This window comes from Marinobacterium ramblicola, from assembly GCF_019084545.1.
GTDB classification, from domain to species: Bacteria; Pseudomonadota; Gammaproteobacteria; order Pseudomonadales; family Balneatricaceae; genus Marinobacterium_D; species Marinobacterium_D ramblicola.
The window spans coordinates 132,952-150,886 of the sequence record NZ_JAHREP010000012.1 but is presented as its reverse complement, the minus strand read 5'-3'; the positions used below and the strand labels follow the sequence as shown (position 1 = coordinate 150,886).

At 57.5% G+C, this 17,935-nt stretch carries 22 protein-coding genes and 1 tRNA gene; 20 read left to right on the top strand and 3 right to left on the bottom strand.

The genetic code is table 11. The features are described from left to right. The 14 genes from KQ940_RS11275 to KQ940_RS11210 form a co-directional block, all read left to right on the top strand. Positions 1-633, top strand: a 633-nt coding sequence (locus tag KQ940_RS11275; protein WP_217413724.1) for a tripartite tricarboxylate transporter permease, incomplete at its 5' end; no start/stop codon positions are given. Between the two features lie 65 nt (positions 634-698). Then, a complete protein-coding gene (locus KQ940_RS11270; protein ID WP_217413723.1) occupies positions 699-1,550 on the top strand; it encodes a shikimate dehydrogenase family protein in 852 nt (283 codons plus the stop codon). 401 nt (positions 1,551-1,951) lie between these two features. Next, positions 1,952-3,313, top strand: a complete 1,362-nt coding sequence (locus KQ940_RS11265) for a site-specific integrase (protein ID WP_217413722.1) — start codon at positions 1,952-1,954, stop codon at positions 3,311-3,313. 28 nt (positions 3,314-3,341) lie between these two features. Further along, on the top strand, positions 3,342-3,608 hold the full coding sequence (locus tag KQ940_RS11260; protein ID WP_217413721.1) for a type II toxin-antitoxin system RelE family toxin: 267 nt from the start codon (positions 3,342-3,344) through the stop codon (positions 3,606-3,608). After that, entirely contained in the window at positions 3,592-3,936 is a 345-nt protein-coding gene (locus KQ940_RS11255) for a helix-turn-helix domain-containing protein (RefSeq protein WP_217413720.1), read from the top strand. Before KQ940_RS11260 ends, KQ940_RS11255 begins: the two co-directional genes overlap by 17 nt. 3 nt (positions 3,937-3,939) lie before the next feature. Next, positions 3,940-4,554: a hypothetical protein gene (locus KQ940_RS11250; protein ID WP_217413719.1), complete on the top strand. Its 615-nt coding sequence runs from the start codon at positions 3,940-3,942 to the stop codon at positions 4,552-4,554. A 96-nt stretch (positions 4,555-4,650) separates the two neighbouring features. Then, complete coding sequence (locus KQ940_RS11245) at positions 4,651-4,890, top strand: helix-turn-helix transcriptional regulator (protein WP_217413718.1); 240 nt, start codon at positions 4,651-4,653, stop codon at positions 4,888-4,890. Positions 4,891-4,901: 11 nt separating this feature from the next. Next, positions 4,902-5,720 (top strand): replication protein, encoded by an 819-nt coding sequence (locus tag KQ940_RS11240; RefSeq protein WP_217413717.1) that lies wholly within the window; start codon positions 4,902-4,904, stop codon positions 5,718-5,720. After that, positions 5,713-6,537: an ATP-binding protein gene (locus KQ940_RS11235; protein ID WP_217413716.1), complete on the top strand. Its 825-nt coding sequence runs from the start codon at positions 5,713-5,715 to the stop codon at positions 6,535-6,537. Before KQ940_RS11240 ends, KQ940_RS11235 begins: the two co-directional genes overlap by 8 nt. Positions 6,538-6,539: 2 nt before the next feature. After that, the gene (locus tag KQ940_RS11230; RefSeq protein WP_217413715.1) at positions 6,540-7,067 is read left to right on the top strand and encodes a hypothetical protein; all 528 of its coding nucleotides are present in this window, start codon (positions 6,540-6,542) and stop codon (positions 7,065-7,067) included. A 19-nt stretch (positions 7,068-7,086) separates the two neighbouring features. Then, positions 7,087-9,798: a phage tail tape measure protein gene (locus KQ940_RS11225; RefSeq protein ID WP_217413714.1), complete on the top strand. Its 2,712-nt coding sequence runs from the start codon at positions 7,087-7,089 to the stop codon at positions 9,796-9,798. Positions 9,799-9,840: 42 nt separating this feature from the next. Then, on the top strand, positions 9,841-10,818 hold the full coding sequence (locus KQ940_RS11220; protein ID WP_217413713.1) for a coiled-coil domain-containing protein: 978 nt from the start codon (positions 9,841-9,843) through the stop codon (positions 10,816-10,818). A gap of 86 nt (positions 10,819-10,904) precedes the next feature. Next, the gene (locus KQ940_RS11215; RefSeq protein ID WP_217413712.1) at positions 10,905-11,543 is read left to right on the top strand and encodes a head decoration protein; all 639 of its coding nucleotides are present in this window, start codon (positions 10,905-10,907) and stop codon (positions 11,541-11,543) included. Positions 11,544-11,915: 372 nt separating this feature from the next. Beyond that, positions 11,916-12,452, top strand: coding sequence for a DUF1441 family protein (locus KQ940_RS11210; protein ID WP_217413711.1), 537 nt, complete (start codon positions 11,916-11,918; stop codon positions 12,450-12,452). Here KQ940_RS11210 and KQ940_RS11205 read toward each other — a convergent pair. Further along, entirely contained in the window at positions 12,368-12,904 is a 537-nt protein-coding gene (locus tag KQ940_RS11205; RefSeq protein WP_217413710.1) for a hypothetical protein, read from the bottom strand. The genes KQ940_RS11210 and KQ940_RS11205 overlap by 85 nt on opposite strands. A 122-nt stretch (positions 12,905-13,026) precedes the next feature. Between KQ940_RS11205 and KQ940_RS11200 the strand changes: the two genes are divergently transcribed. The 6 genes from KQ940_RS11200 (at position 13,027) to KQ940_RS11175 (ending at position 17,070) form a co-directional block, all read left to right on the top strand. Next, positions 13,027-14,481: a phage portal protein gene (locus KQ940_RS11200; protein WP_217413709.1), complete on the top strand. Its 1,455-nt coding sequence runs from the start codon at positions 13,027-13,029 to the stop codon at positions 14,479-14,481. Positions 14,482-14,485: 4 nt separating this feature from the next. Next, positions 14,486-15,052 (top strand): hypothetical protein, encoded by a 567-nt coding sequence (locus KQ940_RS11195; protein ID WP_217413708.1) that lies wholly within the window; start codon positions 14,486-14,488, stop codon positions 15,050-15,052. 761 nt (positions 15,053-15,813) lie between these two features. Beyond that, entirely contained in the window at positions 15,814-16,329 is a 516-nt protein-coding gene (locus KQ940_RS11190; protein ID WP_217413707.1) for a hypothetical protein, read from the top strand. After that, complete coding sequence (locus KQ940_RS11185; protein ID WP_217413706.1) at positions 16,326-16,559, top strand: hypothetical protein; 234 nt, start codon at positions 16,326-16,328, stop codon at positions 16,557-16,559. Before KQ940_RS11190 ends, KQ940_RS11185 begins: the two co-directional genes overlap by 4 nt. After that, positions 16,556-16,876: a hypothetical protein gene (locus tag KQ940_RS11180; protein ID WP_217413705.1), complete on the top strand. Its 321-nt coding sequence runs from the start codon at positions 16,556-16,558 to the stop codon at positions 16,874-16,876. The genes KQ940_RS11185 and KQ940_RS11180 overlap by 4 nt, the downstream gene beginning before the upstream one ends. Continuing rightward, positions 16,873-17,070, top strand: coding sequence for a hypothetical protein (locus KQ940_RS11175; protein ID WP_217413704.1), 198 nt, complete (start codon positions 16,873-16,875; stop codon positions 17,068-17,070). Before KQ940_RS11180 ends, KQ940_RS11175 begins: the two co-directional genes overlap by 4 nt. Before the next feature lie 110 nt (positions 17,071-17,180). Here KQ940_RS11175 and KQ940_RS11170 read toward each other — a convergent pair whose 3' ends face one another. Further along, positions 17,181-17,453 carry a type II toxin-antitoxin system HicB family antitoxin gene (locus KQ940_RS11170; RefSeq protein ID WP_217413703.1) on the bottom strand — a complete coding sequence of 91 codons (273 nt, stop codon included), beginning with the start codon at positions 17,451-17,453 and terminating at the stop codon, positions 17,181-17,183. 369 nt (positions 17,454-17,822) lie between these two features. Continuing rightward, positions 17,823-17,899: transfer RNA gene (locus KQ940_RS11165), tRNA-Val, on the bottom strand. Between the last annotated feature and the right edge of the window lie 36 nt (positions 17,900-17,935).

The window sequence follows — 17,935 nt, the reverse complement described above, 5'->3', positions numbered from 1 at the left end:
GCCGTCGGCGGTGCCTATATCCCGATGCTGACCCTCGGCATCCCCGGCGATGCGGTGACCGCGGTGTTCATCGGCGCACTGTTCATCCACGGCCTGAACCCGGGCCCGCTGCTGCTCACCGAACGGCCGGAGATGTTCTGGTTCACCGTCGGCAACCTGACCCTGGCCAACATCTTCGTGCTGATCTTCGGCCTCACCGGGATCAAGCTGTTCGCCCGCATCGTCGAGTGCCCGAAAGGGATCCTGATTCCGCTGATCTTCCTGCTGTCGATCGTCGGCGCCTACGCGATCAACAACTCGGTGGCGGATATCTGGTGGATGCTCGGCTTCGGCGTGCTCGGTTACTTCATGAAGCTGTATGGCTACCAGGTGGGTCCGGTGATCCTCGGCGTGATCCTCAGTCGGCTGGTGGATGAGAACTGGCGCCGGGCGATCATCTCCGAGCGCGGCGACCTGGGCGAGTTCTTCGGCAACCTGTTCGCCAGCCCGCTGTCGATCGTACTGTTCTCGATCATCACCCTGGTGTTCGTCAGCCAGACGCCGCTGTGGAAGCTGATGAGGCGCTGCATCAAGCGCCCATCGGAGCAGGACGATTCCAACGATTCCGGCAAGTCCAAGGATGCGGCGGCCTGAACCAGTAACCACACTCTACCGCGGGCGCCGCCAACCGGCAGGCGCCCCGCATCGAAGGTAACCACATGATCAAACTGGGACTAATCGGTCGCTCGATCGCCAAATCCAGCTCCCCCTCCCTGCATACACTACTCGGAGAGCTGACCGACTACGCCATCGATTACCAACTGCACGAGCCGCGTGACGACAGCCCGGCCGCATTTGCGGACACCCTGAGCCGGCTGCGCGCCGAAGGTTATCGCGGCTGTAACGTGACCTACCCGTTCAAGCAGGTCGCGCTGGATCTGGCAAATCGAACCCGGCCCGATGCATCACTTGTCGGCTCGACCAACACGCTGCTGCTGACTGACGGAGTCCTGGCCGCCAATACCGACTACACAGGCTTTATCCGTGGTTACCGTGCCCGCCTGGGCGACCAGGCGGCCGGCAAAGTATTGCTGATCGGCGCTGGCGGCGTGGGGCGAGCGGTTGCATTCGGCCTGTTCGAGGTCGGCACTAGCGAAGTGATCGTGTTCGATCTCAACGAGGCCGCCGCACAATCACTGGCCGACGCCATCAACTCGGCAGGCTACAGCGCCCGCGTGGCAGGGACTGACGCCCTGGCCGATGCCGCGCGCGAGGCCGACGGCTTGGCCAACTGCACACCGGTCGGGCACTACAAAAGCCCCGGTAACCCGCTGCAACCCGAGCTATTCGGCGGCCAGAAGTGGGCCTTCGATGCCGTCTACACCCCGCTGGATACCGAGTTCCTGATCGAAGCCCACCGCCATGGTTTGGCGCTAATGTCAGGGTTCGACCTGTTCATCTATCAGGGGATCGACGCCTTCGAGATCTTCATGGACACCAAGGTCGACGCCGCCAAGGCACTGACTGCCTTCCAGCAAAAATACGCCCTGCTCAGCGAGTTGATCCGCTAACACTTTATCTGTCTTGCTTCGGGACTGACGTTTCTCGTGTCAGCGCTCAGTCTCTAGTCCCAACGCGATAGACGTTGGTCTTTTCGGGCTGCCTGGTGCAGCCCGTTTTTAGCTGCAAAAACAAAAACAGCGGGCCGCTTTCGCTAACCCGCTGTTTCTGTTTAAAAATTCTGGTAGGACTAACTGGACTCGAACCAGCGACCCCCACCATGTCAAGGCGTATAACTTATAATCTACCACTAACCAATCCAAACAATAACAAACAAACACACTGCATATTTATCAAATACTTAGATAACAAAAAACGGTTATTTACGGTTGGTACATGTTTGTCAAAGTTATAAGTTTTTGCTTACAATGTGCTGACACGCTGCTGACATAGTGCTGACACGGAGAAGGCGATGGCTTCCAGGACCACCACGAAAATCACCGCAGGCGTCTTAAAGGCGTTCGCCAAGGGAGCCGAGCCCAATTCCAAGATCTGGGACACCGAGTTAAAAGGGTTCCACGCGCTCAAGACCACCACCGGCATTTCATACCGCCTCTTCTACCGGAACGCAGAAGGGAAGCAGAAGACGCTGACTATTGGCCGCTACCCCGCGTTGACAGCAGACCAGGCCAGAGAGCTGGCGCGGCAGATGATCGGCCGGGTGTCCGCCGGTGAGGATGTGCTGGAGCAGAAGCAGGAAGCCCGTAGGGCCGCGAAACGCCAGCAGCAGCAAAGTCTTGGGGCCTATATCGTTGAGGTGTACGAAGCGCACCAGCGCCGCCGCAAGTCCGGTGAACTGACCATCAAGATGCTGCGTACTCACTTTGCGACCTGGCTGGATAAGCCGATGGACGCAATCACCCCGCGCAATATCAGCCGGTGGCAGGCCGAGCAAGAAACCGCAGGACTGGCTTTCGAGACCAGCAAGCGGATATTCGGCGCACTGAAGACCTGCCTCAATCACGCGGTTAAAACCGGCACCATCGACAGTCACCAGTTGACCAAGTGTCAGTTGGAAAAGCCCCACCTGACCGACGAGGAACTCGCCGAAGCCGGTACCGCCCGGCGCTACCTCTCCGAAGATGAGACCAAAGCACTGTTCGACGGGATCGATGCCTATCAGGAGGAGGCCCGGCGCGGTCGGCGAAACAGCCGATCGCATGGAAAAGCCCACCTCCCCGATCTGGATACGGCGATATATGTCGACCACGTTAAGCCCTGGATCCTCACCATGTTCTATTGCGGTTTCAGGCCGGGAGACCTGTTCGGCTTGCGCTGGGAGCATGTGAACCTGAACTTCGGCACGATTCGCAAGGTGATCGAGAAGACAGCACACCACCAGAGCGACCCGCGCACCTTTCCGATCTCCAAGCCGCTGATCCAGGTGCTGACGGTCTGGCACGAGCAGCGCGGCAAACCGACCAGCGGCTATGTGTTCCCGAGCGCCAGCAGCAAGAGCGGACGGATGGATAAGCACGCGATGCAGAAGCCGTGGCGAAAAGTGCGAGAGTTCGCTGGGTTGTCCGAGGATCTGCAGCTTTACACCCTGAGACACAACTTCGCATCTCAGTTGATCCTGGCCGGCGCCGACCTGCTGACCGTTTCCAAACTGATGGCCCACGAAGATATCCAGACGACCATCAAACACTACGGCCACCTGCGCCCGGACCTTGCCAGGGAGTATATCGAGCGCTTCGCGGCGTCACAGACGCCTGACATTCCGGTCGCCCACCAAACAGCAGAATCGGCCTCCATCTCCAGCTTGGCTAACTGAGCCCAACAATATAGACTTATATAAACTTATGACGCATTCGGTTGAATGGAAGCCCAAGGCAGTTAAGCAGGCCAAGCGATTGGCCAAGCAGGATCGGATCAGAATCGTGAAGAAGGTCACCGATCTTGCCGACTGGCCTGCCTGTATGAGCAGCAGCGACATTAAACCGCTGAGGAACCACACACACCAGTACCGGCTCCGGGTCGGCAACTATCGAGTTCTGTTCGATGTTGAAACCGGGCTCCGGATCATCTCAATCGAGGAGGTGAAAAAGCGCGATGAACGCACATATTGACTACCGCATCAACGAGATCGACGGCCGCCGCTATGCCGTCGTACCGCTCGAGCAGTTTACAGCCCTGATGGAGCAGGCCGGCGAGGCCGAGTCGCTGACAATCCCCAACGAGGTAGTTTCGCGCCACTTGGTTGATGACGTGCCAATGATCCGTGCCTGGCGCGAGTACCTGGACGTGAGCCAGCAGGAGCTGGCGAGCCGGCTGGACGTATCTCAGTCACAGGTTGCGCAGTGGGAGCGCCTGGAGGCCCGGCCCCGCCACACCACTTTCAAGCGGATAGCTTCGGCTCTTGGAATTCATATCAGTCAGTTGACGCTGGAGGAGTGAAATTTGACTGGGGTCGAGAAACTGATTCGCTCGGCAGGTCGCGCTTATCAGCGGGTGTGCGCTGGCGCTCCAGACCTTCAGGTCGGTCCTACAGCTGAGTTGGAATACGGAGAATATATTATCCATCTATGGAGAGGACTTCAGGCCGATGAATTAACCGATTCAGGTCTGACCGTAGGAGAGATTGAGCGGATTGTGACCCGCCTGAAAATAGCCGAACGGGAGCGCCAGCAGTTGCATGCGGCCGAGCGATTCGAAGAAGATGTATTGCAAAGACTAGCCGATGCAAACAACGAGTTGGCAGATACCAGCAAGGATTTTAGAAAAAGGCAAAGTGAGGCTCTTCGTATTCTTGGTTTAATTGGCAACGCGCATAATGAGGGAAGTGTCACAGCCAAGCGTAAATATAAAAAAATGGCGTCGCATTATAATGCTTTACGAAGTGGAACCGGTTGGCATAGCGACAATGGTTTTGATCGACTACAGCCGCGCTCTCATAAAGACGCTGTAGAAGTTATTGAAAAAATGTATGAAATCAGCTGGAGAGAACTTCAACGAAACTGCAATAAACATGATATATGGCTCAATAAAGATTGTGAGCGATACCCTACAAAATAAAAAAAGATCAGAACTGTGACACTGTTTTGAGGCGAATTTAAAAAACAGAATCTTTATTATGCACCTGTGACCAACAACAGACAGCAGGTGCGGCGCATGACTACAAATGACACACGTAACCAAGGGCGTAATAACCGCGCCCTTCTGGATACCCACCAAGCCGCTGACTATATCGGCTTCAGTTCTTCAACTCTCAGATGGTCCCGCTCTACCGGCACTCTCGCTGGCGTTCAAACACCCGAGTTTCTGAAAATCGGTAAAACGGTTCGTTACGAAACCGGCGTCCTCGATCAATGGCTGGCGCAGTTCGAAAGCAAGCCGAACACTGCAGCCTGAAGGGTAATACCGTGGCTGAAACAGCGAAGGTCTATCCCATTGAAGCCTCTAGAGCTTCCGGTTCAGAGGCAACTGGATTTACCAGAGTGCCCAATCAGATGGCTGATATCCTTTGCCGCGTTGAACTCAGTGGCCGGCAGTATCGCGTGCTTATGGCGATTATCCGCAAGCTGCTCGGCTTCAATAAAACCACCGACTGGCTGGCGCCGGCACAAATAGCGGATCAGATCGGATATTCAGGCGATCTCACCAATATCCGGGCAGATATGAGAGAGCTTGAAAGACGCAACATTATTTCAAGGACGGGGAAAAGCATCACCATAAATACACGCTACGGCCAGTGGGAGCAGACTGCAAACAGATCGAAATCTATCCGAAAAGAGATTGATATCAATCCACCGGAAACAGATAGAAATCGATCTGCACATAGATCGAAATCAATCCGCCAGCAGATTGAAACCAATCCGAAAACGGATAGAAATCAACACCCACAAAAGAAAGACAACTATTCAAAAGACACTATTACAAAAAACAAGGCGCCAGACCTGTCGGTCGTACCAGAGTGGTTGAGCCTCAAGACCGTTGAGGAATTCATCGATCACCGCAAGTCGATCAAGAAGCCCCTGACACAGAAGGCATTGACCCTTCTGATCGGCAAACTGGATTCGTTCCGCTCCGAAGGCCATGACCCCATTGTATGCCTCGAGGAGTCGATCATGAACGGCTGGCAGGGTGTATTCCGTCCGAAGGGTGGGGCTACCGCTAAGCAACGGCGCCGGTTCGACCAGAGCAACTACGAACAAGGCCTGGAGGGCTTCGAGGATGCATAACTCAGCAACTCTGGCCGAGATATTCCCGGTCATCGCGACAGAGACAGCCTATTGCAAAAAGCATGATTGCGAATATCAGGCGGTTACCAATAGGGTCGGCCCTCGGCACGTCGTATCCGCCTGCCCCGTGTGCCACGATGAGGAAATCCAGCAGCAGACCATCAAGCGCCAGCGCGAATTCGACCAGGAGCGCCAAAATCGCTTACTCCAAAGCCGTCTGGATAGTGCTCAGATCCCTCGGCGCTTCCAGCAATCCAGCTTCACCGGCTATCGCATCAACAACGATGAGCGAAGGGCCAAGACGCTACGTGTACTGCAGGGCTATGCCGAAAACTTCTCCGAGCACCGCCATTCTGGCGCCAGTCTGATTCTCGCCGGTATGCCGGGGACAGGAAAAACCCACCTCGCCTGTGCCATTGCGGCCCACCTCGCGCACGAGGGGTACCAGGCCCAGTACAACACCGCGCAGAAGCTGCTGCGCACAATCCGCGATACCTACCGCAAAGACTCTCGCCTGTCGACTCAAGATGTGCTGGACAAGCTGGCACGCCTCGACCTGCTGATCCTCGATGAGATCGGTGTTCAGCGCGGCACGGACGATGAACTGAACCTGCTGTTCGAAGTAATCGACGACCGCTACGCGAACTGTGCACCCACGATATTGATCAGCAACTTGGCTGGCGAAGAGATCAAGGCACTCCTTGGGGAGCGGGTAATCGACAGATTGAAAGATGGCGGTGGCAAGTACCTGGCCTTCAACTGGGAAAGCCATCGAGGGACAGGAAATCGCACACACCCACCGAAGACAGAAGGATAACCATGAGCACGTTTCCACCTGACAACCACCAACCGGCCCGAGCACCGCTAAAAGCCATGGTTGGACTGACCCTTATCAACGAATTGGTTAAGCGGGAAGCACCCCGCAACGAGATCCTCGGCGCGATCTGCGCCACAGCACAGGAAACCCCTCACTTCGCCGTGAATTTCTTCCTCGATTCGATGGTGAAGCTTGGCTACCTGTCAGACACAGAGGCAGTGGGTTGCCGACAGCTTTACGCAGAAGCCCACCCCGAGCGGCCGCCCCTGCCCACCGATTCGACCGGCGAGTATCCATTGCAGGTCCTGATCGGACTGGAGCGGATAGAACACCTGGTGAAGTTTGAAAGTGACCCGGTGCAGATTGCCGGCGCCGTGGTCGGTACCGCGCAACTGATGCCCGGCTCACAGGTGGGCACCTTCTTCGACGCGATGGTGAAGCGTGGCGTGATCGGCGAGCACACCGCCCAGATGTGTCGCGAAATCTACCTGGATAAAAACCCCGACTGCCAATCGCTGGCGCTGAACTGAATCACAGGAGGTATCACCGATGGCAGATCTGAAGAAAACAGTTGAGGTGATATTCGCCGGTACCGATGACCTGTCGGGCGTTATGAGGCGTATCGGTGTTGGGATGCAGGACCTGGAAGGCAACCTTGGTTCCGTCACCAGCCCGATGGAGGATTGGACACGGAACATACTGGCTGCTGAAACGGCGGTGGTCGCCTTCGGCGTAACGATGGCCGGTGTCGCGATCAACCAGGCGGGGCAGTTCTCCACCAGCGTTGCCGAGATCGGGACCCTGTTCAATGGCACCACCGAGCAGGTGGACGGGCTTAAATCCGAAATCCTGGACTACGCCCGGAACTCCACCCAGTCGATCGACGCGATTAACGGCGCGGTTTATCAGGCGATCTCAACCGGTACCGACTGGGCAGACTCCATTGAGCTGGTAGCCGCTGCCGAGACGCTTGCTACCGCTGGCCGTGCCGATCTTCAGTCGGTCACCGAGCTGCTGACGGGTAGCATGAACGCTTATGGCGCCTCGGTCGACCAAGCGGCCGATTACTCCGATGTGCTGTTTGCCGCAGTACAGACCGGCGCCACCAACATTCCCGAGCTCAGCGCGAACCTCAGCAAGGTAACCAGTGTCGCCAGTGCCGCCGGCGTCCCCTTCGATCAACTGGTAGCCACCCTCTCCACTCTGACCCTGACCCAAGGCAGCACCGCCGAATCTGCGACCAAGCTCAAGGCCCTTCTCACCGAATTGATCAAGCCTTCGGACAGCCTAAGTCTGGCGCTGGGTGACGTATCTCTTCGCGGCGATGGCCTTCAGGCGGTCATGCTGCAGCTGATGCAGAGCACTGGCGGCAGCGCCGAGGAGATGAGCAAGCTGTTTGGTTCCACCGAAGCGCTTCAGGCTGCGCTGGCGCTGGTAAATGACCCGGGCGGCAAGTTCGTTGAGATCCTCGGCAAGATGGCGGAGCGCGCCGGTGTCGCCGGCGATGCCGCAGCCGCAATGGCCAAGGAGTTCGAGAACATCAACCAGAACCTGCTCAACAACATTCAGGTGGCTTTCACTGAGGCAGGACTCCCCTTGCTGGATAGCTATGGAGAAGCTGCTGGCGCCTTGGCCGAGGTGTTCAAGTCACTGAGCTTCGAGTTCAGGGGCGATGCCTTTAAGCCCCTCTATGACGCTGCCGACGAAGCGGCAGAGACTATCACGGAGACACTTCAGGGCATCGCCAAAGCGTTGCCTGAAGCACTGGAAGGCGTGGACTTTGAGGGACTACTGGCAGCCTTTGACGGCCTCGGTACCGAAATTGCCGCTCTGTTCGGTGGCTTGGATCTCACCAAGCCGGAAGATCTCAAGGTGGCTATACAAGCCATTATCGATACGGTCACCACCCTGACCAATCTGAGCGCTGGCGCAGTGAGCGGGCTTAAGCCGTTCATCCAAGGCTTGGCAGCCATGATCGACGGCGCCAATGCACTCGGACAGGACCTGAAAGAACTGGTTGGCCAACTGCTCGGGCTCGCAACCGGACTCAACCATCTGCTTCCCGTACTCGGTGCCGCCGGCGGCGCATTGACGTTGTTTGCCGGCGCCAAGGGGATGGCTGGCGCTGCTTCCAGCATATCGACCATCCTTCCCCTGCTTATGAACCCGGTCACGGGCCTGATCGCCGGTTTCGGCCTGCTGGTTGCGGTCGCCCCCAACGTCTACGACCTCAGCCGCAGCTTGCTCGGTCTGGAGACCAGCACCGATGCCGCGCAACGCCGCGCCAAAGAGATGGCTGATCAGTTGGTGCAGTTGCAGAAGGCACTCAACGGCGACGCCGAGGCCCTGGCTGCCGCAGATGAGCAGACCAAGCAGCTTGTGGAAACCAAGGCATGGTTTGCCGACTCCGAGAAGCGCATCGCCGAACAGGTGGCCTTCAGCAACAAGAGCTATGAGGAGCAGGTGCAGATCCTGTTCAACAGCTCAGTGGCCCAGCAGAACCTGAACAAGGTCAACGAGGAAGGCGCCAAAGCTCAAGCGGAACTCCGAGAGTGGCATATCCAGAATGCCAAGGCCCTTGCCTCGCTGACCGAAGAGCAGATCGAAGCACTGTCCGTCGAGCAGCGCCGGACGCTGGAGCACTCCAAGCAAATCGCGACCGAGAACAACTGGCTCACCACTACCGAGAAACAAACCGAAGCCACCCATGAACTGACAGACGCCCAGGTTAAAGCTCAGCTTAGTGCCAAAGAGCTGGCGGATGTTCGACTGAAAGAGCTTGAGATCATGACGGACGCCAGGCTAGAACTCGAGGCGCTCGCCAGCAATGAACGGCTCAAGCACATGGAGTTCACGTTTGATCTTCAGGTTGAACAACTCAAGTCGGACGCTGAGAGAGCTATTGCCATTATCGATGGCTTATCTGACTCGATTGGAGTAACGGCGGGACTGTTGAGCGATTTATTTGGCTACTTCCTCGAGGCGGACAACATAAGTGAGCGCTGGTACATCCAGGATCAGATCGAGCTAGAAAACGAGCGGCGCCAACAGCAGCTTGATTTACAAAAGGAGCTTACGGAAAAGCAGATAGATCTAATGGATGCTCAGATCGCCAACCTTGAGAGCGGTGACGGCCTGATCAAGATCCAGGCAGACGGGCTCGAACCCGAGATCCGCGCCTTCATGTACCGCATTCTCGACAACATCCGGATCGAGATGAGCCGCGACAACCTCGCCTTCATAACCGGCGTACAGAACTAAATCCGATTCACAACACCACCAACGCAGACACGAGGAAACACCATGAATGCAATCACCCAAATGCTGACCGGTAACAACGCGATATCCAACGCGCTGAAGCGCCGCGAACGAGTTCAGGAGATCGAGCAGCGGCTCAACGAGCTCTACGAGCCCAAAACAGATGCTCAGCGAGCAGTCAGCCGGCACGAAAGCACACTGGCCCGCCTCAAGGGCGACGCCGCGGCACTGGATCATCGCCGAATCTCCAGCCACTACGCCTCGGAGATAAAGAGCGAAACGGACAGTGCCAACGCCGAGTTGAAAGCGGCCCTCGCCATTCTCAACCCCATCCTCGCCGAGATCGACGAACTGGAAGCGGAGAAGGACAGCCTCAACAACGAAAGCATGAACGTGACCCCCAAGGATCTGCAGGCAGCCAAGAAGGCCGTCGACGATACCAGGGCACAGATCGAACGGGTTGAGCGTGCGCTTGCGGAGATGGTGATCGGAGATCCGAGCGATCTGCAGGCTGAACATGATGCCCTGTCCGCAGAGCGTGACCTGCTGGCCGCCGATGTCGCGCTCGGGGAGTCTCCCCAGGCCGAACTGACCGCAATGGAGAAGCAACTGACGGCACTCGGTAAAAAGCTGGCCGGCGCCCGGGAAGCAAAGCGCACAGCCGAGTCAACGGCCCGTGGCTACGCAGCAAAACTGGAACGGCTTAAGACGGACCTGGTAACAGCGGAAGAGGCGTTCAAAGAACTGATGGGCCATTGGTTAACTGCCGAGCGGGCGAGGGTCGTTGCCGAGATCAACGCCGCAACCGAAAAGCTGGGCGCAACCTATGCAGACCTGTGCGCATTGCAGTCGATCGCGCGCCGCACCGGTGCAACTGTGGGAGGACGTATCCCGTCTGAACTCAACCTGGTTGCCGGTCGGCACGAAGATCTACCACCTGACTTTCAACACACCCGCCTTGCACCTGGCGAGACAAGCGCCCAATTGGCTGCCCAGCGTCTGAAGAAGATCGGGATTCAGTAACTCACTTGGTGGTGAGCCTTGCCCGGCTTTTCTCTTCAGGTTGGAGCCGGGCCTTTTTCCACCACACCCCATATGGAGACAAACCCATGACAGTAAAAACAATGGATCTGCCGGCTGGCGCCTTTCTCAGTAGTAGCACAGCCCGCTCAATCAACACGGTAACGATTCAACAGGGGCAGATCCTGAATGCCGGGCACGTATTGGGCGAGGTTCTGAACACCACTATCACAGCGACGGCGGCCACCGGCAATACAGGAGACGGCACAGTAACAGGCCTCTCCACGGTCACCGGCCTCAAGAAAGGAACCTACGATCTGACCATCATCCAAAAGGCGCCAGATGGCGGTCAGTTCCAGTTGCGCGATCCCCGCGGGAAAGTTGTAGGCTTCGGCGTAGTCGGCGTGGCATTCGTAGAAGCGGGCCTGAGCTTTACGCTTCAAGATGGATCTACCGATTTTGTCCTCGGTGACAGGTTCACCATTGAGGTAGAGAGCACCGGCAAAGTGATCGAGTGGAATCCCGGAAACACCGATGGGAGCGACACCCCGGCCGGTATCCTGTTTGCCGCAATAGATGCGACCGATCAGGACCGGAAGGGTGTCATGGTCAGCCGTGAGGCCTCAGTGATCACCGCCGACCTATCCTTCTTCGACGGCGCCACTCCTGACGACATTCAAGCCGCGGGTGAGTCGCTGGCACTGCACAAAATCGATTTGCTGAGTTAGAGCCGGCGCTGATGGGTCAGGCTACCGAGGGGGTGTGCTCAAAATCGAGCATACCCCCTATTCGCCCTCCCCGAACAGACACCTATATCAACGTCTCGCCAGAGAGACACGCAGAGTCCACAGGAGAGGCGATTGGAAAACATGAACAGCAGCCAGAAAAAAACAGCCGCGCACCTCTCAAGCGAAAACGGGAAGCCAGAGCCACCAGAACGCCGGGGGCCCCTGGCATTTTCAACCCCTACCACGGGGGCGCAACCACGCGGTTTCCGAGAAATTTTCGGGGTTTCATGGCCGCCACCACCAGGCGGCGCCAGCCCGCGGAACTGAAGACAAACCAGGCGACAGTGACCGAGGAGCAAGGAGGTCTTGCCAATGGCAGACAGAGATTTTGAATACAACATAAGCGCTATCGGCCGGATGTTCGATATCCACCGAAGCACGCTCCGAAAGTACATCCTGGAAGAAGGGGTAAAACCGTCGACAGAAAAAGCAGGCATCCCCCTCTACCGGCTGAAGGATATGGCCCCGGTGCTTGAGAGGTATTACGAGTCCACCGCGGTTTCGATGCATACCGGTGAACCGGACCTATTCCTACCCAGGGACCGGCTGCACTGGTTTCAGTCAGAAACCGAACGGCTTAAGTTCCTGGTCACCACCGGCAAGGTCGAAGACATTCACGATGTTCGGCGAGACATGGCAGTCATAGTGCGGCAAGTCGCCAACTTCTTCGACAGCTTGCCGGACATTCTGGAGCGGGATTTCGGCGTGGATGTGAAAACGCTGCAGGAGGTGCAGGACAGTCTCGACCAGGTACGGGAAGAACTCTATCGGGAATTGTTCAATCCTGAGGACGGCTCGCCAGAACCAAACAGCCCGGACGGTTCCGACGACAGGAGTGCTTCCAGTTGAGCCAGTTTCTCCAGTTCAACCGCGGCAAGCTCCTTGCCCTTCTGCAATCGGCCGGTATAGGCGCCTTCGGTAAGTCCCAGGCGATCAGCGATCGCCAGTTGGCTGGCGCTACTGTAAAAGCGCGAGGCGATCAGACAGAGCGCGTTGCGCGCAGGCACGATGCCGCCTTTGAGCGTAATCCCGATATTCGAGGAGGTGTCGGCCGCCACCCTTCCGAAGAGATACACCGCCTTGGCCAGCTTGGTGTGCGCCCGCCGGACACGCTGGCTCTGGTGCAACACCTTATCGCTCGCTTTCCAGCGCGCAGGCCGGCCGCCGACTTCGCCATGATGGTCAGCGATGGTCTGGAGTATCGATTGGGCGTCCCAGCCCGCTTGATGCTGTTCCAGGCTGTTCAGGTAGATTACCAGCAACTCTTCGATTTCAGCTCTCAAAACCTGATCTATCGCCATGCTCCCACCCTCACAAGACAACTGGATATCCATCCATGCTGTATGCATAACCATGTAGTACGATACACTGATCGCCAAGCGAATCAAAAAGCGTGTCGACGCCCCAGGCGCTGAGGACTTCCATGGAAAAGCCAAGAGTTCGTATCAAGAACGGCCTGCCGGTCACTGCTGGCGCGACTCGACCGACGTTCCGCAACCAGGCGTATGAAGGCGCTACACACGGTCGACGGTCTGCCGGCATAGTCGCCCCCGCATCCGGCCCGAACCGCGCGCTCAATGGCTCGCTGTCGACGCTGCGCAATCGGTCCCGCCACGCTTTCCGAAACAACCCGTGGATCGAGCGGGCAATCTCGCGTAACGTGAGCAACGAGGTCGGCACGGGCATAACGCCGCTTTTTGCGAGCAGCAACACCGCCTTTAACGAGCGAATGGCCGCGGTTTGGGATGCCTGGACCGGATACGCCTCCGTCGACCGCACACTCGACTTCTACGGCATACTCGCCCTGGCGGCGAGAACCCGGCGGATCACCGGCGAGGTATTCATCCGCCTGCGCTATATGCCGGTTGGGTCTCAACAGGTGCCTATCGCGCTTCAGGTCATTGAGCCCGATATGGTGCCATCCGATCATGATCGCACCCGGTCAAATGGCAACCGGATCATTGCCGGCAAGGAGTTCACCAGGCGCGGCAAGCTGGTCGCCGTATGGGTGTACAAGGAGCATCCCGGTGACGGATTCGGGTATGCCTCCACAGAGTTGGTCCGCATTCCCGCCGCGCAGATCATCCATCACTACCTACCGCTGCGCCCGGGGCAGGTGCGAGGTGAGCCGGATATCGTCCCGGCGCTGCTGCGTGCCCATACCTACGACAGCTATGAGGATGCCGAACTCAAGCGCAAGGAGACCCGTGCGCCGTTCACGGCGTTCTTGCAGAAGGAATATCAGGGCGAGGACGGTTGGAAGTTCGACCCGATCTCCGGTGAGCCGATCGATGAAGATCAGGACGTGCCAGAGATCAACGCGCAACCCGGTACCATCCTGACCGGCCTGCCCGGCGAGAAGATCACCCTGTTCGACGGCGACAAGACAGGCGACGGCTACGCCGACTACCAGCGGCAACAGCTGCTGGCGATCGCCGCCGGTGCCAAGAGCCTGTATGAGCTGATGACCGGCGACTGGTCAAACATCAATGACCGTATCTATCGCGCAATGATCCAGGAGTACCGCCGCGAAATTGAGGTGGCACAGGATCATCTGTGCATCCACCAGATCTGCGAAAGGATCGCCTCTTGGTTCACCGATCAAGCCGTGCTGTTGGGGCTGGTTCAAGCCCCCGGCTACAGTCAGCATTACACGGATTATCACCTGCGCGACTGGCGGCCGCAGCGCTGGCCGCACATCCACCCGACGCAAGATGTCGAAGCGACCGTACTGGAGATTGAAAACGATCTGGAATCGCTGGAAGCGGCCGTTGCACGGCGTGGTTATCGTGCGGCCGATGTACAGCGGAAGAACGTAGAAGCGCGGCAGCGCAAAGTGGAACTCGAGCGAAAAGCCGGACTGGACCGAAAGGAGTAACTCAATGACTACCGAACGGATCGACGCATACTTCAAGCCTGAAGATCTGCAATGGATGCGCAGCGTGTTCAACGGCTCGGACAAGGGCGCCCAGATGCTCCGCCGTGCCCTGAACTACGGTGCCAATCAGGGCCGCAAGATCACCATCGACGAGATCTATGCCAAGCTGAACGTCAAACGCGGCACCGTGAAAAACCATGTATTCTTCCCGCGCAGCCTGGACAACGGGTATATCAGCGCCAGGCTTGTAGTCACTGGCTTCCCGCTGCCGCTGGAAGAGTTCAACGTGCGAAACCTAGCCAAGGGTGGCGTCAGTTTCAAGATCTGGCGCAACGGCGATCGAGAGAAGTACCGGCACGTTTTCTACTACAAAGGCCGCGTAGTCGAGAGGAACATCGATAGTCCTGCCTATGACGGGCGCACTCCGTTCAGATCCAAGTCCGGCCCATCCATCCCCAACGTGTTCGCCAACACTCCGGGCCTGGCCGATCGAGCAATTGGCACGGCCACGGACCGAACGCTGACCGAACTCGAGCGGCTGACGAGCCTGATGCTGGAAGGCCGGCTTTAACACGGTCGGTGCCGGCAGTTGCCGCGACGACCAGCGGCGTCACCTCCTGAGCACTTTTCCTCAGATTGAGGAGATCCTAAACCTCCCCAGGGTATGCGCCGACGGCGGACACCCCCGCCCACAAAAGCGCCAGCAGCCATCTACCTACCCCCAAATTTGGCGCCCCCCCAGCCCAGTAAGCACGGATACAGGCCTGCTCCTGTTGCTGGCGCGTAGGCTCGTCACATCAAGAGACATTCGACCGGTCCTGTACCGGCTCACTGGAGAGCCGCGCCGTCAGCACAATCACCGCGTGTTCATGCGTCGGTAGTCCGCTGATATATAACAAAACAATATGAGAACGAAAATTGCTTAAATGGACGATAAAAAATATAGGTCGACTAATTTATTACTAATAATCATTTACTTGAAATAAGTATGCACATACCAGACCTGAACAGATGTTTGTTTTTTGATCTATAACAAAATAGAATAAACCGATAATTATCGATCACAGAAACTTGCGCCATCTGCAGCCTTGTGTGTATGGTTACTCCCGAGGCGTCGAAACCTCTTTCAAACCGGAATGTTCCAACCCCGTCAGCGTTGGTTTTTTTGTGCCCGAAATCCGCCTGGATGCCGCGCACAAATCCCGTTGAGTCGGGAGGGCGAGGAATACAACACCCGTCAGGGGAATAACTCCGCGGTCCGTTTGAACCGTTTCGAACCTCCCGACACCCCTGCGGAACAGGGGCATTCGAAGAAATCAAACGGAGGCCACCATGGCTGCTCAATCCGCTGATACCCGACTCCCGACCGCGTTCGTCCGCCAACCTGCTGCCAGTGCGATCAGGTTCAAAAACCGCAAGGAACTCCCGTTCCACCGCCTCCCGTTCGTCGATGGCGTGCCCGGCAGGTTCGACCTGTCCTTCTGGGCGGTGCCCAAGACTGGCGGCTACTTCGGCGGTAACGAAACCGGCCGCGCCCTGGCGCGCATCTACATGAAGCACCTCAAGGAGCACGGCGCCAGCTGTGACGGCAGCAACCTCGGGAGGATGGTGCTGGAGTTCGACCGCAAGAACGGCGCCAGCGCCGAGCAGGACGTCCTGCGCGGCCAAGTGGTCGATTTCTTCACCGAGCTGGAGATCTGGCTGACCGGCGCCGCCAAGCACCTGAAAGGCGGACTGGACAAGGATGACAACAAGACCCTGCTCAAGGCCGCCAACGCGGGCCTGAACTTCGATAACGAGGCGTACATGGCCACGCTCGATGAAGAAGACGAGGAACTGCAGTCATGACCAATACGATGAGCGAATCCGGGCTGAAAGCTTACGACCTGTTCGAGGCCCGGCTGGAGATGTTGCGCCAGCACCTGAAGCTCTGCCAGAGCCGGGTGCGCGATCAAAGCGGCATGAGCGAGAACGAGCAGACAGTGACGTTTGCACACCTCCTCAACCAGGTCGAAGAGCTGGCACCGCTGTTTACCGAAGCCGTTGATTCCGCTGCCGAAGAGGAGAAGCAATCATGAGCATGAGCATCGATCGGTTAAAAGGCGCCGTCGAAGCGATGGACGGGCTGTCCCGAGAAAACTTCTCGAACATCGAGACCCTAGCAAACCTGGCCATGCTCCGACTGGAGCAGGGTGCGGCGACACAAGACCTTTGGAACGATATCCAGAACACTTTGACTATGATCCGAGGGATCGCACAAGACACGATGAACTCGATCAACTGCGAAGCCGAGGATGTCGGCTGCACTCCTCTCAGCAAGGGCTGGCTATTTGCTGCCTGGTACACTCCCGAAAAGTCGGGAGTGGCCACAAAAGCACGGGAGACTCAACAATGAGCAGGGCGCGCGAACTCGACAACAAGCTGTTCACTCTGAACTGCCTGCTGGAGCGGGCTGAAGTGGTCGGCAACACGGCATTTGAAAACTACGACGGGCTGAGCGATTCGGACAAAAGCGTGCTGATGATCGACCTGGTTGAGCGGATCCGAGAAGCCCGCGCCGCGGTCCAAGAGTGTATGCGGATCAACTGACCAAACCAGCCAAGGGGAGATGATAAAGCGCCCCGCCTTTGCGATCAGGCCGCCTGATCCGGAACACCAGCCGGTGTTCCACCATTGGTGGAGAACAATTTCGCTGGCGCTTACTCCGGGAGCGCCAGCGAATCATTGAACTGCAGCACCCGGCGCCAGACGCTATCCGGCACGACCACCGATTCAGCTCCTGCCTGGATATCCGATGGCAACGGTACCGCCCGCCGATCCTCGAAGTAGAACTCGAACGCCGTCACCAGGGCACCCACAGCCTCCTTCAGCACCTCTTCGCGAGTATCGCCGCCGGTCAGCGCTTCCGGAACATCCGGAAAGGTCACCAGCCACCCGCCGCCGTCCGGCTCAACAATCACTGGGTATTTCATGTACTTCCTCCCTGATACGTTAAGGACATAGCGCATTGCAGTGCTACAGTTTACGCCAGATCTCCACCTCAGATTGAGGAGCCATGGCCGACGCCCCAAACACACGAAGCGCCAGGGCGACAGATAACTTCCACCATTGGTGGAAGACCGGCAGGTCTCCACAATTCGTGCAGCCCCAACGCTAACGACCTGATCGATACCCGGATACCGGGTATCGCCCTGGAACCGCTGGCGCCGCAGAGCAAACACCGGATAGCTAAGCCCTGAAAAGGGCTTTGGTATTTTGCTGACAATGTGCTGACACGCTCAAGCACATACAAAAACAGCCACTCGGCTTAACCCGTAAGTGGCTGTTCTCGTTCGAGAATCTGGTAGGACTAACTGGACTCGAACCAGCGACCCCCACCATGTCAAGGTGGTGCTCTAACCAACTGAGCTATAGTCCTAGATGTTTGAGCAAGGAGCCTTGCCGTCAAACGTGG

Excerpts from the sequence above, each read along its gene's own strand:
- KQ940_RS11270 (WP_217413723.1), top strand. The coding sequence starts at position 699 with ATGATCAAACTGGGACTAATCGGTCGCTCGATCGCCAAATCCAGCTCC.
- KQ940_RS11265 (WP_217413722.1), top strand. The coding sequence starts at position 1,952 with ATGGCTTCCAGGACCACCACGAAAATCACCGCAGGCGTCTTAAAGGCG.
- KQ940_RS11260 (WP_217413721.1), top strand. The coding sequence starts at position 3,342 with ATGACGCATTCGGTTGAATGGAAGCCCAAGGCAGTTAAGCAGGCCAAG.
- KQ940_RS11255 (WP_217413720.1), top strand. The coding sequence starts at position 3,592 with ATGAACGCACATATTGACTACCGCATCAACGAGATCGACGGCCGCCGC.
- KQ940_RS11245 (WP_217413718.1), top strand. The coding sequence starts at position 4,651 with ATGACTACAAATGACACACGTAACCAAGGGCGTAATAACCGCGCCCTT.
- KQ940_RS11235 (WP_217413716.1), top strand. The coding sequence starts at position 5,713 with ATGCATAACTCAGCAACTCTGGCCGAGATATTCCCGGTCATCGCGACA.
- KQ940_RS11230 (WP_217413715.1), top strand. The coding sequence starts at position 6,540 with ATGAGCACGTTTCCACCTGACAACCACCAACCGGCCCGAGCACCGCTA.
- KQ940_RS11225 (WP_217413714.1), top strand. The coding sequence starts at position 7,087 with ATGGCAGATCTGAAGAAAACAGTTGAGGTGATATTCGCCGGTACCGAT.
- KQ940_RS11220 (WP_217413713.1), top strand. The coding sequence starts at position 9,841 with ATGAATGCAATCACCCAAATGCTGACCGGTAACAACGCGATATCCAAC.
- KQ940_RS11215 (WP_217413712.1), top strand. The coding sequence starts at position 10,905 with ATGACAGTAAAAACAATGGATCTGCCGGCTGGCGCCTTTCTCAGTAGT.
- KQ940_RS11210 (WP_217413711.1), top strand. The coding sequence starts at position 11,916 with ATGGCAGACAGAGATTTTGAATACAACATAAGCGCTATCGGCCGGATG.
- KQ940_RS11205 (WP_217413710.1), bottom strand. The coding sequence starts at position 12,904 with ATGGCGATAGATCAGGTTTTGAGAGCTGAAATCGAAGAGTTGCTGGTA.
- KQ940_RS11200 (WP_217413709.1), top strand. The coding sequence starts at position 13,027 with ATGGAAAAGCCAAGAGTTCGTATCAAGAACGGCCTGCCGGTCACTGCT.
- KQ940_RS11195 (WP_217413708.1), top strand. The coding sequence starts at position 14,486 with ATGACTACCGAACGGATCGACGCATACTTCAAGCCTGAAGATCTGCAA.
- KQ940_RS11190 (WP_217413707.1), top strand. The coding sequence starts at position 15,814 with ATGGCTGCTCAATCCGCTGATACCCGACTCCCGACCGCGTTCGTCCGC.
- KQ940_RS11185 (WP_217413706.1), top strand. The coding sequence starts at position 16,326 with ATGACCAATACGATGAGCGAATCCGGGCTGAAAGCTTACGACCTGTTC.
- KQ940_RS11180 (WP_217413705.1), top strand. The coding sequence starts at position 16,556 with ATGAGCATGAGCATCGATCGGTTAAAAGGCGCCGTCGAAGCGATGGAC.
- KQ940_RS11175 (WP_217413704.1), top strand. The coding sequence starts at position 16,873 with ATGAGCAGGGCGCGCGAACTCGACAACAAGCTGTTCACTCTGAACTGC.
- KQ940_RS11170 (WP_217413703.1), bottom strand. The coding sequence starts at position 17,453 with ATGAAATACCCAGTGATTGTTGAGCCGGACGGCGGCGGGTGGCTGGTG.